Below are 14,028 nucleotides of genomic sequence, written 5' to 3'. Positions count from 1 at the left end.
CGTGCACAAGCCGGGCGGCAAGCGCCCGGCTTGCTCTACATCCATCGCGTCAATAGCGATAGTTCAGGCTCAGCATCGCATTGCGCGGGTCGCCATAACTGACCCTGCGGCCCGTGCTGATGCCGTAGTAAGTGCGGTCGGTCAAGTTGTTGAAGTTGAACGACAGCGCCAGCCGGTCGGAAACCTGGTAGCGCACCATGGCGTCGAAGATGGCGTAGGAACCCTGGTGCACGGTGGTCATGCCGCCGCGCACCGCCCGCGTGGCTTGCCAGGTGTGCGATTGCCAGCGGGCGCCGCCGCCTACGGTCAGGCGCGGCATCGGCTGCCAGGTGCTGTACAGGCTTAGCTGGTCTTCGGGCGCCAGGGTATTGACCTTGCCGCCGGCGTCGCGCGCGATCTTGTGCGTGTAGCCCGCCTGCAGCTGCCAGCCCGGCATCAGCTGGCCCGACACTTCCAGTTCCACGCCGCGCGAGCGCACGCCGTCGATGGCGCGGTAGGCATCCATGCCCGTCACCTTGTTGACCTCGTCCACGTATTGCGCGTAATTATCCTGGCGCACCTCGAAGGCGGCCGCGCTGGCGTTCAGGCGACCGTTCAGGAAGGCGCCCTTCACGCCCGCCTCGATATTCTTGCCCAGCATGGGGTCCAGGGTCCTGTTATTGACGTCGCGGCTATTTTGCGGGCTGAAGATGTCGCTGTAGCTGGCGAATGCCGTCAGATTCGGCGCGAAATCCCACGTCACCCCCGCATACGGCGTGAAGATGGACGATTCGTCGATGTCGGCCGTGGGGTTGACATAGGACGACAGGCGCCCGCCAACGATCACGTGCACGCCTTGCGGCAGCGAAAAGCGGCCCGTCGCATACACGGCCTTCTGGCGGATGACTTCGCGGGCCGTGTCCAGCTCCCACTGCGGCTCGGGCACCTGGCCCCGGTAGGTGTAGATATTGTCGACCTCGATGAAGGAATACGGGCTGGAGACATCGTCCGACTGCTTGCGGTAGGCGTTCGCGCCCACCACCAGTTCATGCGTGCGGCCCAGCAGGGTGAACGGCCCCTTGGCGTACACATCCAGCCCGTTGCTGGTGGCGTCGCTGTTGTACTGGCGCGCCGTGACGGCCGTGCCGCTGCCGTCCGCCTTCGGAAAGCTGTCGAGGTAGGCGACGGGCGCGTACAGGGCGTTGGCCTGGTGGATCAGGCGCAGGTTGGCCAGCCAGCCGCTCTCGAACGTGTGCTCGATCGATGCGAAGGCGGATTTGGCCCGCGTCTGCTGCGTGCTCCAGGTGGGCGCGCCGTTGAACGAGCGGGGCATGGTGAAGCGCTTGCCGTCCGCATCGAACAGCGGTGCGCCGCCCCAGTCGCTATTGCGCGGCACCGTGTGCTGGTAGTCGGCACCCACGGTCAGCAAGGTGCGCGGCGACAGGTCCGCCTCCAGCGTGCCGTACGCCAGTTCGGAGCGACGCTGGTAGCGGTCAACGAAGGAGTGCTTGTCTTGGTAGGAGGCGACGGCGCGCGCCCGCACGCTGCCGCTGTCGTTAAGGGGACCGCCCACGTCGGCCATGCCGCGGTAATTGCTCCACGAACCGGCCGACAGGTCGGCCAGCGCGCGCAGTTCGCGCGTGGGCTTCTTGCGGATCAGGTTGACGGTGGCGCCCGGCGTGCCGGCCCCGCTCATCAGCGCATTCGCGCCCTTCAGCACCTCCACCCGGTCGTACAAGTCCATATTGGCCAGCGATTCGCCCAGGTTCAGCGAAGCGTCGCGCGTCCACGGCAGGCCATCGTAGCTGAAATTATCGAGCGAAAAGCCGCGCGCATAATAAATCGTGCGCTCGCTGTCGATGTGCTGCACGTACACGCCCGGCGTGTGACTGAGCACCTCGCTCAGCTGCACCAGGCCGAAATCGTCCATCTGCTGGCGCGTCACGACGCTGACCGCATGCGGCGTCTCGCGCGGCGACAGCACCAGGCGGTTCGCCGTGCTGATGGCGCCCGTCGTGTACGAACCCGTGTCTTCCGTCACCTGGCCCAGGTAGTTGGTGCTGATCACCACTTCCGGCATGGTCGCCTCAGGCTGCGCGGCGGCTGGCGGCGCCGCGCTTTGCACCGTAAATACGCCGCTACCGGTCTTCAGCAAGGCCAGCCGCGTGCCCTGCAAGGCGCGGTGCAAGGCTTGCCCGGCCGTGAAATCGCCGTGCACGGCCGCACCGCTGACGCCGCGCGCCAGGTCCGCATCGATGGAAATGCGCACGCCGCCGCGGCTGGCGATGGCGATCAGGCTGGCATTGAGCGGTTGGGCCGGCACGTCGTAACGGATGGTGGCCGGCGCGGCTTGCACCGATGGGGCCTGCGCCAGGGCGGCAGGAACGGCGCAGGAAAGTAACATTACAGCCAGGGGAATCTGGCGCATCAACAATGGTGGCATGCTGGGACTCTATCGTGGTGGTGAAGGAAAAGTGTTGCTACACGGTATATGAGTCGCGGCGCGCCAAAAGTGACAGTGCCGGCGCAAAATAAATCAGCTTTGCTTGAGATCAATCCCCGTCCACCAGCCGCCAGGCCCCTGCCGCAGCGTGAGCGGCAAGGTTTCGGCCAGCGCCAGCAAGGTGGCGGCGCTGTCGTCGAGCGAGTAATTGCCCGACACGCGCAGCGCTGCCGCGCGTGGCGTGATGTCGATATAGCCGTGGCGGTACGGGCGCAAGGCGGCCACCAGCTCGCCCAGCGGCTGGTCGATGGCGAGCAGCATGCCGCGCTGCCACGCCGTCGCCTGCCCTGCCGCCATGCCAGGCAGCATGGTCAATCGGCCCTGGTCGAACCTCGCCGCCTCGCCCTGGAGCAGGACGCGCGCCAAGCCGGCGCCGGCGGGATGCACTTCCAGCGGTCCCTGCACGGCCAGCGCCACCGTGCCATGTTCTTCGCGCCGCAGCATCAGTTGCCGTCCCAGCGCCTTGACCGTGCCGTGCTCGCTGCGCAGCAAGAAAGGAGACGCACCGTGCGCCACGCGCGCCAGCAGCTGCCCCTGGCGCAGGGTGACGTGCCGATGCCTATGCGCCACATCCGTGTCGGCGGAGGAGCGGGCGTCCAGCAGCAGTTCGCTGCCGTCGGCCAGCGCGTAGCGGCGCCGCATGGCCGTGGCCGTATGCAGGTCGGCGGACCAGTCCGGCAAGAAGGGGCTGCCGCGCAACAGCCAGGCGCCGCCGAAAGCCCCGCCGGCCAGGCACAGCGCGCCCTGCAACAGCTGGCGCCGCTTATTATCGCGTTGCGCGGCGCGCGCCAGGGTCTGTTCCACGGCCACTGCGCCGCCGGCCGCCCGCAGCGAACCGAGACTGTGCTCCACGGCCTGTCCCAGCTCCTGCCACGCGCTCGCATGGCGCGCATCGGCCGCCAGCCAGCGGGCGAACGCCTGGCGCTGGCTGGGACAGGTTTCGCCCGAGCGCAGCTCGACCAGCCAGGCAATGGCATCGTTCTGCACCGACGGACTCATGCGACGGCCAGGCAGCAGCGCAGGCCTTGCGCCATGTACTGGCGCACCATGCTGGCCGATACGCCCAGGCGGGCGGCGATCTCGGCATAGGTAAGGCCGTCGAGTTGACTCATCAGGAAAGCGCTGCGCGCCTTGGGCGACAGGGTGTCGAGCGCGCGCGCCAGCCGTTCCAGCGATTCGAGCAGCACCGCCCGCTCTTCCGGCGACGGCTGCACGGCTTCAGGCAACAGCGCCAGGGTCTCGCAGTACGCGCGCTCGAGGTCGCGGCGCCGCCATTGCTGCAGCAGGATGCTCTTGGCCACAGTGCCCAGGTAGGCGCGCGGCTCGCGGATGGCTGCCAGCCGCCCCGTGTGCAGGATGCGCACAAATGTTTCGGAAGCCACATCTTGCGCTTCCGCCTTGTTGCATAGCCGCAACACCAAGCGTTGTAGCAACCAACGCCCGTGTCCCGTAAACAGGCTGGCCGCCAGCGATTGCTCGTCTTGCAAAAGAGATGGTGCGGGCACGCGTCTTTCCGATACGTCAATGATAATGATTCTCATTATATTGGAGCATCGCGTCGCTGTCCCGTCATTTTTGCGATGACTTTCCCGTATACAACACCTTGCCACGCCGCCAGCACGGCCCTAGCCCGTTGAAATGACCTTGTTCAGCGCGCGCCGCAATTCCTTCAGCCGGGGCGGCTTGCCCAGCACGCAGTCGACGTGTTCGGGGTAGTCGCTGTCGACCGCCAGGCGCTGGCCCCAGCCCGTGAGCATGATGACGGGCGTGGCCGGCGAACAGCGGCGCACGGCGCTGGCCACCTTGCGCCCGTCCACGTGAGGCATGCCCAGGTCCGTGATGACCACGGCAAAATCCTCGTGCCTGTCGCGCGCGGCCAGGAAGCTATCGATGCCGGCCTGGCCCCCATCGGCCGACACCACGTCGTGGCCATCGATTTCCAGGATGTCGCGCAAGGACTTGAGCACCATCGGGTCGTCGTCCACCACGAGGATGCGCAGGCGCGGCGGCACAAGGTGGGCCATGTCGGGCGCTTGCTGCCCCTCGTCCGCGGCGCAGGCGGGGAAGACCAGGCGCACCGCCGTGCCCTGCCCCGGCGCCGTGACGATGTCGATGCTGGCGCCATGGCGCTCCATCATGCCGTACACCATGGCCAGGCCCAGGCCCGTGCCCCGCTCGCCCTTGGTGGTGAAAAACGGCTCCAGGCAGCGGCGGCGCGTATTGTCGTCCATGCCGACGCCCGTGTCGGCCACTTCGATGCGCACCTGCCGCGCCGCCTCGCCTGGCATGCCGATGCAGCTGGTGCGCACGCTCAGGGTGCCGCCTTCCGGCATGGCGTCGACGGCGTTGAAGACCAGGTTCGTCAGCGCTTCGCGCAGCTCGCCCGCGCTGCCGGGCAGCATGGGCAGGCCGTCGGCCAGCTCCGTGTGCAGGGCGATGACGATGCCGCGCTGCTGCGGCATGTCGCTCCAGCGCGCGCGCGTCAGGTCCAGCACCTGCTGCACCACCAGGTTCGCGTCGATGGGCGAGAGCGCCAGCTGCGGTTCGCGCTGGCGGTAGAATTCGCGCATGCGCGCCACCGTGGCGGCCACGTCGTCGATGGCGCGCTCGATCACTTCCAGGCAATGCCGGCCCTGCGCACTGAGATTGGTTTCCGTCTCCAGCAGCGATTCCGTGTACAGGGCCACGGGGGAAATGGCGTTGTTGATATCGTGCGCGATGCCGCTGGCCATCTGCCCCAGCGCGCGCAGGCGCTCCTGCTGCATTACCGACTGCTGCGTCTGGCGTAAGTCGTCATACGCGCGCTGCAGCGCGCCGTAGAGCCGCGCCTGGTTGGCGGCCAGCGCCACGTGTTCGCTCAGCTGGCTGAGGAATTCGCATTCGCCGCTGGTAAAGCTGTGCGCGGCGCGGCGCGCCACGATGAGGATGCCGAACACCGTGTTTTCGGCCAGCAGCGGCGCCATGACGAGGGCGCGCAGCCCCCCTTGCACCAGGCGCTGCGGAAACGGGAACGCCACTTCGGCGATGTCGGCTTCATACACGAGCTTTCCGCGCACGCAGCTCGACAGGCCATTCTCGTCGATGGGAATGTGCGCATGTTCGCCCATCATGAAAGAGAGCGCCAGCGCTTCGCTGCGCACGCCCACGCATGTCACCTGCAGCGCGTGTTCGGAAGGTTCGTACAGGCAAATGCAGCTGAAATCGATGGGCAGCTGCTCTTCCAGGCTGCGCACCACCACCTGGAAAATGCTGCGCAAATCCTGCCGCTCGCCGATCGAGCGCGTGATCTGCTGCAGCAGGTTCAGGCGCTCAAGCTGTTCATGCACCTTGCGCTCGGCCAGCTGGCGTTCCTGTATCTGCGTTTCCAGGGCCGCATTCGCGTGCGCCAGTTCGTCGCGCGAGACGGTGGTGCGGCGCAGCTTTTCCGTCATGCCGTCGAAGGCGCGTGCCAGGTCGCCGATTTCATTCCTGGTATGCACGCCGAGCGAGAAATCGAGCTGGCCTGCGCCGACGATCAAGGTGCCCTGGCGCAGCTTCTCCAGCGGTCCCGTGACGCTGGTCATGGTGAAATAGATCAAACCGGCCACCAGCGCGATGATCATGCCGCCGAACAGTATGACGGCCACGTTGGCCCGCTGCTGGGCGTCCAGCACGCCTTGCCGGCTCAATGCGGACAGCCGCATCGCATCGGCGATCATGCCCTGCACCTTGCCCATGATCTGGCCGGACAGGCGCGACTCCAGCTCGCCCAGCACCTCGCGCCGCTGCGGGTCCTGACCCAGCTCGCGGTGATTGGCGACAAACAGCTCGAACAGGCCGTCCACGCTTGCCAGGTCGCGCCGTAATTCCCGCAGCAGCGCGCGTTCCTCGCCGGCGCTGAAGGCCGGCGTGGCCAGCAAGCCGGTGGACAGCGACTCGCTGCGCAGCTGCCACTGTGCCCGCGTGCGTGCGCCATGGTGCAGCGCATATTCGATCGACAGGTAGCGCAGCGACGTGACGGCTTGCAGGATATCGGCCGCCGCCTTGTTCTTCGCCAGTTCGCGCTGCATCGCCATGCTGGTGGAGAACAGCACGGCGACGATGATGGCCACGAGCAGCACGCAAAACAGTTCTGCCAGCTTGAAGCGCGTGACGATTTTCACGGTGGCCTTCTCAATGGATGACCGTCACGGCCGACGGCGCCACGGCTTCCAGGCCGTCCAGGTAGACGGCATCGAGGAAGTTCGGCATCTCGCCGTTCCCGGCCAGCCGGTTCTTGATGGCCCAGCGCGCCTCGTCTTCGAGCGCCAGCAGCAAGCCCTGGTCGAGCACGATGCCGAACTGATAACCATGCCAGGCCGCCTGAAGGCGCTGCGCCTCGCTGGCCGACGCCTTGGCAAACAGCGCGCGCGCGGCATCGGGCTCGTCCCGGCAAAAGCGCGCACCGGCGATCAGCGCGCGCAGCACCTTGCGCATGGTGGCCGGATGGCTGCGCACATAGCCGCGCGTGCCTGCCACGTTGAACAGGCCCGCATACACGTCTTCGCCATAGAAGACGGCCGCATTGCCGGCAATGGCGCGCGTCATGCCCGTCAGGAACGGTTCCCAGCCGGCGGCCGCGTCGACCTCGCCCCGCGCCAGCGCCCCGGCCAGCTGGTCCGGCGTGTAGTTGCGCACGCTGACTTCGGCGGGCAGCAGCTTCTGGCGGTTCAAAAAGGCTTCCAGCGTGAACTGGCCGGAAGTGCCCAACGTGACGCCGATGCGCTTGCCCTTCAGGCTGGCGGGTGTCGACACGCCGCGGTCCAGGCGTCCCACGATGCCGTGGTCGCGCTCGGCCTCGAAAATGCTGGCGATGATGACGACGGACTGCTTCTGCAGGCTGGCCAGCACCACGGGAATATCGGACACCGTACCCAGGTCGGCCTCGCCCTGCAGCACGGCTTCCAGCGACGCCTTGCCCGACGAATGCGGCTGCAGCAGCGCGTCGATGCCCTCGCGCGCGAAATAGCCCTGCGCGCGTGCGGCCAGCACGGGGCAGCTGCCCACGTACTCCGCATTCACGGCCAGGCGCAGCACTTCCACGGGGCCGGGCGGCGGCGCGGGACGGGCAGCGAGCCGCCACAGGGCCACGGCGGCCAGCGCCAGCAGCGGAAGTGAGGCCGCCAGCCAGACCGTCCGCCGCGCCGGCGCCGCGCCGCTCATGCGCTGCACTGCGCCGTGGCCGACTCCAGCGCGCTGTTGACGGCCTCGGAAAACGCCGCCAAGTCGATCGGCTTGGTCAGATAGCGGAAAAAGCCCGCCGCCAGCCCCTGGCGGATATCGCCTGGTCCGGCAACGGCCGTCAGCGCGATGACGGGGATGTGCGCGGTGCGGGCATCGGCACGCAGCAACTGCATGACTTGCGTTCCGCTGATGTCGGGCAAGTCGCTATCCATCAGGATCAGCTGCGGCAGGTGGCGGCGCGCCATGTCCAGGCCCGTCTGCCCGTCGCCGGCGGACAGCAGGTCGAGATCGGGGCGAAAATGGACCAGGCCCGCCACCAGGGTCACGTTCAGGGGATTGTCTTCCACATACAGCAGCGTCTTGCGGTCCGGCAGGGGCATCGTTTCAGCGGGCCGGGCAATGGCGGACAGGCGCGGACTTTCCTGCAGCGGGTAGCGCGCGGGGCAACTGGCGATATCGAGCCAGAAGGTGCTGCCGCGCCCGGGCGTGCTGGCCACGCCTATGGTCGCCTGCATGGCTTCGGCCAGGCGCTTGCTGACCACCAGTCCCAGTCCCGTGCCCTCCTCGTCGCGCCCGTCGCGTCCCAGGCGGTTGAAGGGCTGGAACAGCACCTCCAGCTGCGCGGCGCTCAGCCCGCCGCCCGTGTCGCGCACGGACAGGCGCAGCTGCCGTGCATCGACGGGCTGGCAGTCGACGTGGATCTCGCCCTGATCGCGGTTGTACTTGACGGCGTTCGACAGCAGGTTGAGCAGCACCTGCTTGAGGCGCGTGCGGTCGGCCAGCACGTGCACGCTGCCCGCTTCGACGAAGGTCAAGGTGATGCCGCGCTTGCGCGCCAGCGGCTCCATCATTTGCCAGCATTCGTGGTAGATGCCGGCCAGGCCCACGGACTCCATCGACAGCGTCATATTGCCCGACTCGATTTTGGCGATGTCGAGGATATCGTTGATCAAGGTCAGCAAATGCCGGCCGGCGCCGAAGATGTGCGAGGCAAAGGTTTTCTTTTCCTGCGCCGTCGAGGGGATGGAATCGGACGTGAGCATCTGCGAAAAGCCCAGGATGGCGTTGAGCGGCGTGCGCAGCTCGTGGCTCATGCTGGCCAGGAAATTGCTCTTTTCCTGGTTCGCCCGCTCGGCCACTTCGCGGGCCAGCCGCAAATCCCGGTTCATGGCATCGAGTTCGGCCGTGTGCTGGCGCAGCAGCAGTTCCAGGCGCGCATTGGCGATGCGCAGCTGGCGCGTCTCCAGCGCCCGCGCCAGTATCAGCAGGATGCCCGACACCTTGAACGGCTTGACGACGTAATCAAGCGCGCCCGCCTGCATCGCTTGCACGGCCGAGGCGATCGTGCCTTCGCCCGTCATGATGATGCAGGCCAGGTCCGGATCGATCTTGCGCGCCGCTTCCACCACGGCGATGCCGTTCATGCCCGGCATCATCAGGTCGACCAGCAGCAGGTCGAACGATTCGACGGCCAGCAGGGCCAGCGCCGCCTCGCCCGAAGCGAGCCCCGTCGTGTCGTAGGCCTGGCCGCGCAAGGTGTCGCACAGCGCGCGCACGTGCGCCAGTTCGTCATCGACGATGAGTATCCGCGGCGGCATTGTTGATCTGTTCATGCATTCTCCTGGCAGCACGGCCTTGCGGAGAGGAAACTTGCCCCGCAGCATGCGTTCCGAGCATAGCATCTGGAAATTACCAAAAATACACGCTTTGTCACGCGCGCGGCGGCGCCGGGCAGATGTCAGCTCATGACGGGCAGCCCCCGCAGCAGCTTGTCCAGGGTCAGCGGATAGTCGCGCACGCGCACGCCCGTCGCGTTGTAGACGGCGTTGGCGACGGCCGCCGCCACGCCGCAGATGCCCAGCTCGCCCACGCCCTTGGCTTTCATGGGCGAGGATATGGGGTCCGTTTCGTCGAGAAAGATCACGTCCTGGTGCGGGATATCGGCGTGCACGGGCACGTCATAGCCGGCCAGGTCGTGGTTGACGAAGAAGCCGCGGCGCTGGTCGACCACCAGTTCCTCCATCAGGGCGGCGCCCACGCCCATGGTCATGGCGCCGATCACCTGGCTGCGCGCCGCTTTCGGGTTCAGGATGCGGCCGGCCGCGCACACGGCCAGCATGCGGCGCACGCGCACTTCGCCCGTGTCGCTGTCCACGCCCACTTCGACGAAATGCGCGCCGAAGGTCGATTGCTGGAATTTTTTATCGAGCTCGCCGTATTCCATATGGTCTTCCGCGACGACGTCGCCATGCACGGCGGCGGCGGCGAGCGGCACGCTGCGCTCGCCCTGGCTGACTTGCCCATCGGAAAAGCGCGCCTCTTTCTCGTCGAAGCCCAGCTTGCCGGCAATGGCCTGGCGCAGGCGCACGCAGGCCGCGTACACGCCGGCCGTGGAGCTGTTGCCGCCCCACTGCCCGCCCGAACCGGCCGAGACGGGAAAATCCGAGTCGCCCAGGCGCACGACGACCCGGTTCAAGGTCACGCCCAGCATTTCCGCCGCCGTCTGCGCGATGATCGTATAGCTGCCCGTGCCGATGTCCGTCATGTCCGTTTCCACGGTCACGATGCCGTTGCCATCGAGGCGCACCCTGGCGGCGGACTGCATGACGAGGTTGTTGCGGAAAGCGGCCGCCACGCCCATGCCCACCAGCCAGCGGCCGTCGCGCCGCATGCCCGGCTGCGTTGCTCTGTCCTTCCAGCCGAATTCCACGGCGCCCGTGCGCAGGCAATCGATCAGGCGGCGCTGCGAAAACGGTCTGCCCGGTTTTTCCGGGTCCACCTTGGTGTCGTTCAGGATGCGCACGACGATGGGGTCCATTTTCAATTTCTCCGCCAGCTCGTCCATGGCGATTTCCAGCGCCATCAGCCCCGGCGCCTCGCCCGGCGCGCGCATGGCGTTGCCTTCTGGCAAGTCGAGCACGGCCAGGCGCATGGCCGTCATGCGGTTGGCGCCCGCGTACAGCAGGCGCGTCTGCATCACGGCCGTTTCCGGCTGGCCGCCCTTCAGGTCGCCCGACCACGATTCATGGCCGATGGCCGTGATCTTGCCGTCGCGCGTGGCGCCGAGGCGCAGGCGCTGGATGGTGGCGGGCCGGTGCGTCGTGTTGTTGATCATCATGGGCCGCGTCAGGGCGACGTTGACGGGACGCTGCGCCGCGCGCGCGCCCAAGGCCGCCAGCAGCGCTTCGGCGCGCACGAACAGCTTGCCGCCGAAGCCGCCGCCGATATACGGCGAGACGATGCGCAGCTTGTCCTTCGGCATTCCCAGGGTGCGGGCCAAGTCGCCCCGGCCCCAGTCCACCATCTGGTTTGCCGTCCACACCGTCAATTGATCTCCCTCCCAGGCGGCGATCGAGGCGTGCGGTTCCATCATGGCGTGCGACTGGTCTGGCGTCGTATAGGTCGCGTCCAGCCGCACGGGGGCATGGGCATAGGCGCCGGCGAAGTTGCCCGCCTTGCTGTCGGGCTTGCCATCCTTCGGCTTGGCCGCGCTGCCCTTGGCCTTGGCCAGGTCGAAGGCGCCCGGCTGCTCGACATACTTGACGTCGAGCAACTGCGCGGCCGAGCGCGCTTGCTCGAAGGTTTCCGCCACCACCAGCGCGATGGCCTGGTGGTAATGCTCGATGTCCGGCCCGCCCAGCAACTTCGCCGTGTTCATCTTGCCTTTGCCCAGCTTGCCAGCCGACTGCGCCGTCACCACGGCCAGCACGCCGGGGGCGCGCCGCGCGGCGCCCGTGTCGATCGAAGCGATGCGCCCCTTGGCAATCGCCGCGCCGACGACATGGCCGTAGGCCGCGTGCGGCGCGGCCTTGTTCTGCTCATACGCGTATGGCGCCGTGCCCGTGGTTTTCAGGGGGCCGTCGATGCGGTCCGTGGGGCGGCCCACGACTTTCAGCTGGTCGATGGGATTGGTGGTCGCAGGTGTCGTGAATTTCATGGCCCTAGCCTTTCGTCGCTGGTGCTTGCGCCAATACGGACGCCACGGTGCGCTGCGCCAGGATCAGCTTGAAGCCGTTATCGGCCGTCGGTCTGGCGCCGGCCAGCAGGCGTTCGCTCACGGCCGCCGCGCCATTCGGTATCGCCTGCTCGGCCGCCGTGACTCGCCACGGCTGCGGCGCGACGCCGCCCAAGGCCAGCCTGCCAGTGCCATCGGGCAAGATGACGGCCGCCACGGACACCAGCGCGAACGCATACGAGGCGCGGTCGCGCACCTTGCGGTAGACGTGCGTGCCGCCCAGGGGCCGGGGCAAGGTCACGCTGGTGATCAATTCGCCCGGCTGCAGCACGGTTTCCAGCTGCGGCGTGCTGCCAGGCAAGCGATAAAAATCGGCGATGGGGATGGTGCGCGTGCTGCCGTCGGCCCGCACCGTATCGATGCCGGCGTCGAGCACGCGCATGGCCACGGCCATGTCGCTCGGGTGCGTGGCGATGCAGTCTGCGCTGCCGCCCAGGATGGCCAGCGGTCGGCTGAAGCCGCCGATGGCCGAGCAGCCGCTGCCAGGCACGCGCTTGTTGCAGGCCTGGTTCGTGTCATAGAAATACGCACAACGCGTGCGCTGCAGCAGGTTGCCGGCCGTCGTCGCCTTGTTGCGCAATTGCGCCGAGGCGCCGGCCAGCAAGGCGTGCGACAGGACGGCGTAGTCGCGCCGCACCGTGGCGTGCGCGGCCAGCGCCGTGTTGCGCACGAGGGCGCCGATGCGCAAGCCGCCGTCCTTCGTTGTTTCCACTTTGTCCAGCGCGAGGCCATTGACGTCGATCAGATGCGCGGGCGTTTCGATTTCCAGTTTCATCAGGTCGAGCAGATTCGTGCCGCCCGCGATGAAACGGGCGCCCGGCGTATTCAAGGCGGCGGCCGCCGCTTCGGCCGGCGTGGCGGGCTTTTGATAGCTGAACACTCTCATGCCGGCCTCCCCGCCACCTCGGTGATGGCTTCGATGATGTTGGCATAGGCGCCGCAGCGGCAAATATTGCCGCTCATGCGTTCGCGCAATTCTTCCGGCGTCACCGAGGGGGCCGCGTTCAGGTCCGCGCTGACGTGGCTGGGGATGCCCTGGCGGATCTCGCCCAGCGCGGCGACGGCCGAGCAGATCTGCCCCGGCGTGCAGTAGCCGCACTGGTAACCGTCATGCGCGATGAAGGCCGCCTGCATCGGATGCAGTTTCTCCGGCGTGCCCAACCCCTCGATGGTGGTGACCCTGGCGCCGTCATGCATCACGGCCAGGGTCAAACAGGCATTGATGCGCTGGCCGTCGAGCATGACGGTGCAGGCGCCGCACTGGCCGTGGTCGCAGCCCTTCTTGGTTCCCGTCAGGTGCAAATGTTCGCGCAAGGCGTCGAGCAAGGTGGTGCGCGTGTCGAGTTCCAGGCTGTGGCGCCGGCCGTTGACGTTCAGGCCGACTTTCACCAGGACGGGCGGCGCCTGTCCCGATTGGGCCGCGCTATGGGCCGCTTCGGCTGCCCCCGTCACGCCGGGCACGGCCACCGCCGTGGCCGACAGCGCGCCGGCGATCAGCAAGCCGCGCCTGCCGGCATTGATGTGATTACAATCTGTCATCTCGCGCTTCCTCCTGGCTGTGGACTGGCTGGGCGGGCGCATGCAGGCCCGAAGCACCAGTCTGGCGGCCCGATGGCTACGCGTCTGTACGCGAACGAACGTTCAGCCTCAGGCCGCGCCGCGTCGTGCCCACGCCGCCCTGCGCCGCGTAGCCCGTGTGGCGGACGCAATGGTCGAGCGCCTGGCGCAAAGCCGTATCGACGTTGCGCAGCGACATGTCGTGCCGCTCGGCCACTTCCTGGCGGGTCAGCTCATCCACGCGCAGCGCTTCGAGCACTTGCCGGTGGCGCCGCGGCAGCAAGTCGACGGCTTGCGCCAGCCGGCGCACGTCGGCGTGCAGCTCGGCCAGGCGCTCCGGTCCCGCCGCCGTATCGGCCAGGAAATCGACGCGGCCGGCGGCGCCATCCTCCTCGTTTGCATACAGCCAGGCGCGATTGCGCCGCAGGCTGTCCATGGCCGCGTTGCACGCCACGCGAAACACATAGGCGACGGGGCTGTGCGCCAGCGCCGCGCCGTCGCCGGCCGCCAGCGCGCCGAGGCGCAGCCAGGCGTCGTGCAGGCTGTCGCTGGCCAGCTCGGCGCAGCCCAGGTGGCGCGTCAGGCGCCGGTGCAAGCTCCGGTAATTGCTTTCCAGCACGGCCTGCAGCTGGGCGCCCTGCTCCGGCGCCGGCGCTGGCAGGAGCGCCACGTCGTTGGCCGCCTGCAAACGGGGCCGGATGGCGGGCCGAAACCTGGCCATGTCGGCATGCCCCCTGGCACCCGCCATGCGCAGGTCCATGGGTTTGGCCAT

The 14,028-nt window shown here is 67.7% G+C and carries 10 protein-coding genes; all 10 read right to left on the bottom strand.

What is annotated here, in order from left to right; translation table 11 throughout:
• Positions 1-49: 49 nt before the first annotated feature.
• Positions 50-2,422, bottom strand: coding sequence for a TonB-dependent receptor (locus CBW66_RS00295; RefSeq protein ID WP_086139512.1), 2,373 nt, complete (start codon positions 2,420-2,422; stop codon positions 50-52).
• Positions 2,423-2,515: 93 nt separating this feature from the next.
• Positions 2,516-3,481, bottom strand: a complete 966-nt coding sequence (locus CBW66_RS00290; protein ID WP_086139513.1) for a DUF4880 domain-containing protein — start codon at positions 3,479-3,481, stop codon at positions 2,516-2,518.
• The gene (locus tag CBW66_RS00285; protein WP_230492343.1) at positions 3,478-3,987 is read right to left on the bottom strand and encodes a sigma-70 family RNA polymerase sigma factor; all 510 of its coding nucleotides are present in this window, start codon (positions 3,985-3,987) and stop codon (positions 3,478-3,480) included. The genes CBW66_RS00290 and CBW66_RS00285 overlap by 4 nt, the downstream gene beginning before the upstream one ends.
• A 120-nt stretch (positions 3,988-4,107) precedes the next feature.
• Positions 4,108-6,624, bottom strand: a complete 2,517-nt coding sequence (locus CBW66_RS00280) for an ATP-binding protein (RefSeq protein WP_086139515.1) — start codon at positions 6,622-6,624, stop codon at positions 4,108-4,110.
• 10 nt (positions 6,625-6,634) lie between these two features.
• Positions 6,635-7,663 (bottom strand): ABC transporter substrate-binding protein, encoded by a 1,029-nt coding sequence (locus tag CBW66_RS00275; RefSeq protein ID WP_086139516.1) that lies wholly within the window; start codon positions 7,661-7,663, stop codon positions 6,635-6,637.
• Positions 7,660-9,297 carry a response regulator gene (locus CBW66_RS00270; RefSeq protein ID WP_230492342.1) on the bottom strand — a complete coding sequence of 546 codons (1,638 nt, stop codon included), beginning with the start codon at positions 9,295-9,297 and terminating at the stop codon, positions 7,660-7,662. The genes CBW66_RS00275 and CBW66_RS00270 overlap by 4 nt, the downstream gene beginning before the upstream one ends.
• Before the next feature lie 125 nt (positions 9,298-9,422).
• A complete protein-coding gene (gene paoC / locus CBW66_RS00265; RefSeq protein WP_086139518.1) occupies positions 9,423-11,621 on the bottom strand; it encodes an aldehyde oxidoreductase molybdenum-binding subunit PaoC in 2,199 nt (732 codons plus the stop codon).
• Between the two features lie 4 nt (positions 11,622-11,625).
• Positions 11,626-12,585, bottom strand: coding sequence for a xanthine dehydrogenase family protein subunit M (locus CBW66_RS00260; RefSeq protein ID WP_086139519.1), 960 nt, complete (start codon positions 12,583-12,585; stop codon positions 11,626-11,628).
• Positions 12,582-13,238, bottom strand: a complete 657-nt coding sequence (gene paoA, locus CBW66_RS00255) for an aldehyde dehydrogenase iron-sulfur subunit PaoA (protein ID WP_086139520.1) — start codon at positions 13,236-13,238, stop codon at positions 12,582-12,584. Before paoA ends, CBW66_RS00260 begins: the two co-directional genes overlap by 4 nt.
• Positions 13,239-13,314: 76 nt before the next feature.
• Positions 13,315-14,028: an RNA polymerase sigma factor gene (locus CBW66_RS00250; RefSeq protein WP_172402216.1), complete on the bottom strand. Its 714-nt coding sequence runs from the start codon at positions 14,026-14,028 to the stop codon at positions 13,315-13,317.

This window comes from Janthinobacterium sp. GW456P (assembly GCF_002127655.1).
GTDB lineage: Bacteria > Pseudomonadota > Gammaproteobacteria > Burkholderiales > Burkholderiaceae_D > Janthinobacterium.
This window is presented reverse-complemented; position numbering and strand designations above follow the sequence as displayed.

Bases quoted from the DNA above. Each gene is read 5' to 3' on its own strand.
- CBW66_RS00295 (WP_086139512.1), bottom strand. From the start codon at position 2,422: ATGCCACCATTGTTGATGCGCCAGATTCCCCTGGCTGTAATGTTACTT.
- CBW66_RS00290 (WP_086139513.1), bottom strand. From the start codon at position 3,481: ATGAGTCCGTCGGTGCAGAACGATGCCATTGCCTGGCTGGTCGAGCTG.
- CBW66_RS00275 (WP_086139516.1), bottom strand. From the start codon at position 7,663: ATGAGCGGCGCGGCGCCGGCGCGGCGGACGGTCTGGCTGGCGGCCTCA.
- CBW66_RS00270 (WP_230492342.1), bottom strand. From the start codon at position 9,297: ATGAACAGATCAACAATGCCGCCGCGGATACTCATCGTCGATGACGAA.
- paoC (WP_086139518.1), bottom strand. From the start codon at position 11,621: ATGAAATTCACGACACCTGCGACCACCAATCCCATCGACCAGCTGAAA.
- CBW66_RS00260 (WP_086139519.1), bottom strand. From the start codon at position 12,585: ATGAGAGTGTTCAGCTATCAAAAGCCCGCCACGCCGGCCGAAGCGGCG.
- paoA (WP_086139520.1), bottom strand. From the start codon at position 13,238: ATGACAGATTGTAATCACATCAATGCCGGCAGGCGCGGCTTGCTGATC.
- CBW66_RS00250 (WP_172402216.1), bottom strand. From the start codon at position 14,028: ATGGCCAAACCCATGGACCTGCGCATGGCGGGTGCCAGGGGGCATGCC.